Source organism: Thiohalocapsa sp. (assembly GCF_019695415.1).
Classification (GTDB): domain Bacteria; phylum Pseudomonadota; class Gammaproteobacteria; order Chromatiales; family Chromatiaceae; genus Thiohalocapsa.
In genome coordinates, this window is sequence record NZ_JAIFKJ010000626.1 from 1 (window position 1) to 1,665 (window position 1,665).

Below are 1,665 nucleotides of genomic sequence, written 5' to 3' on the forward strand. Positions count from 1 at the left end.
CTCATCGCCTGGCAGCGTGGCGAGACCACCGCGAGCCCGGCGGAGATTATGGCTTACAACGGCATCACGGGCGAGGCGTTGGTCGGGCGTGTTGAGCGACTCTTGGGGCGTTAGCTTCGGGGCAAGGGCTGGGGGCTGAGCGGCTGCCGGCTTTCCCTCGGCCCTCGGCCCCGTGTTTGAAAAGGCTCCGATCGCTCAAGAAACTCCCGGCCCCGAGTGAATATGACCGTCCCAACAGTCAAGATTGTTGCCATCGACGACGACCCCACCGGCTCGCAGACCGTCCACGGCTGTCTGCTGCTGACCCGCTGGGACGTGCGCACGCTGACCCGGGCATTAAAAGACGACTCCCCGCTGTTCTTCGTGCTCAGCAACACCCGCGGCATGGATGCGGATCGTGCGGCAACGGTAACGCGGGATATTTGCGTCAACCTGCGCCTAGCGCTCGCGGACCTGGAGGCCGCCGGCGCGCCGGTGCAGCCCGTCATCTTGAGCCGTTCGGACAGCACGCTCCGCGGCCACTATCCCGTGGAAACAGACGTCATCGCCGCCGAGCTCGGCCCCTTCGACGCCCACTTCCTGGTGCCGGCCTTCTTCGAGGGCGGGCGCATCACCCGCGGCGGCACGCACTATCTCATCGTCGATGAGCAGCCCGTGCCGGTGCACGAGACCGAGTTTGCCCGCGACTCGGTGTTCGGCTTCAGCACGGCCTTCCTGCCCGATTACGTCGAAGAGAAGACCGGCGGTCGTATCCCGGCGGGGGCGGTGGAGCACTTCGGGCTCGACGACCTGCGTGGAGACCAGGACCGGCTGACGGCGAGGCTGCTGAACCTGGCCGGCAACGCCTGCTGTGCCGTGGACGCGGAGCAGCAGTCGGACCTCGACGCCTTCGCCGCCGCCGTGCTCGCCGCGACGGCCCAGGGCAAGCGCTTCCTGTTCCGCAGCGCCGCGAGCCTGCTGACCTCCCTCGCCGCACTTCCACCCCAGCCGGTCGCGCCCGCCGACATGGGGCAGTTCACCCGCAGCGTGCGCCCTGGTGTGGTGCTCATGGGCAGCCATGTCGGCAAGTCGACTCGTCAGCTGGAACATCTGACCGGCAATACTGACATTGCTGCGCTGGAGGTGGACCTGGGCCGACTGGAGGCGCCCGACGCACTGATTGCGGACCTAATCGCCGGTGTGGAGGCGGCCGCGGCCGAGGGCCGTGGTGCGGTGCTCTACACCAGCCGCGGCGAGCACCGCTTCCCAAGCAAGGCCGAGCGCCTGGTCTTCGGCGAGCAGGTGTCGGACCTCCTGGTGCGCATCGTGCAGAGCCTGCCTCCGGACATCGGCTTTCTCATCAGCAAGGGCGGCATCACCTCCAACGATACCCTGAGCAAGGGCCTCGCGCTCACCACCGCCCGGGTGCTGGGCCAGGTGCGAGCCGGCTGTTCCGTGGTGCGCTGCCCGGCGGACCACCCGCGCTTCCCGGACCTGCCGGTGGTGATCTTCCCCGGCAATGTCGGCGGCGATGAGTCGCTGACCGAGGTCTACAGGATCATGAGCACGGCCCCACAGTGATCGCGGCGCGTGGGAGCGGCATCCCTGCCGCGACGGTTTCCAGAGCCCCGCCAGCTGGACGTCGCGGCAAGGATGCCGCCCCCCCAGCGACCGGTGGCGCGCGGC

General features: G+C 68.7%; 1 protein-coding gene. It reads left to right on the forward strand.

The window, feature by feature from the left end:
* The first annotated feature begins 222 nt into the window (after positions 1-222).
* Complete coding sequence (locus I6U14_RS17125; RefSeq protein WP_296900933.1) at positions 223-1,560, forward strand: four-carbon acid sugar kinase family protein; 1,338 nt, start codon at positions 223-225, stop codon at positions 1,558-1,560.
* Positions 1,561-1,665: the final 105 nt, after the last annotated feature.

Excerpts from the sequence above, each read along its gene's own strand:
- I6U14_RS17125 (WP_296900933.1), top strand. The coding sequence starts at position 223 with ATGACCGTCCCAACAGTCAAGATTGTTGCCATCGACGACGACCCCACC.